Origin of the sequence: Polaribacter sp. BAL334 (assembly GCF_015767435.1) — a bacterium.
Lineage (GTDB): Bacteria > Bacteroidota > Bacteroidia > Flavobacteriales > Flavobacteriaceae > Polaribacter.
The window spans coordinates 1-610 of record NZ_JADWOV010000300.1 but is presented as its reverse complement, the minus strand read 5'-3'; the positions used below and the strand labels follow the sequence as shown (position 1 = coordinate 610).

1 protein-coding gene is annotated in these 610 nt (G+C 35.9%); it reads left to right on the top strand.

The genetic code is table 11. The features are described 5' to 3' along the window. Positions 1-610, top strand: a 610-nt coding sequence (locus IU405_RS09480) for a RagB/SusD family nutrient uptake outer membrane protein (RefSeq protein ID WP_197438368.1), incomplete at both ends; no start/stop codon positions are given.

Below are 610 nucleotides of genomic sequence, written 5' to 3'. Positions count from 1 at the left end.
TTTGCAGTTCGTCATAGAAGTGTTGATCAGCATACAGGACAACCAAGAGGAGGAACAGCAGGTCCTTTGCCAACTGTTTTTTACGATTATGATGAAACAGATTTAAGAAGAGATGTTACATGCGTTCCATATCAATGGGGAACAGCTGTAAATGGATTTGCACAACAAGAATTGGTAAATTTAGGTGTTTGGTATTTTGGAAAATATCGATACGAGTGGATGAATAGATATGTTACTTCATCAAATGATGATGGTGTAAATAAAATATACATGCGCTATGCAGAAATTTTATTGATGGCCGCTGAAGCTGCAAATGAACTAGATGGTCCTGCAGCAGCAGCTCCATACTTAAAACAAATTAGAAGAAGAGCATTTGATGCAGCTGATCATCCAACAAAAGTGGAAGCGTATGTGAATAGTTTGACTTCGAAACCAGCTATGTTTAATGCTATTGTAAATGAAAATAAATACGAATTTACTGGCGAAATGGAACGAAAACAAGCACTTATTCGTTGGAATTTATTGGGAACAAAATTGACAGAAGCAAAACAAAAAATGCAAGATTTAAAAAATAGAACGGGCGTTTATGCTGATGTTCCAACAACTCTAT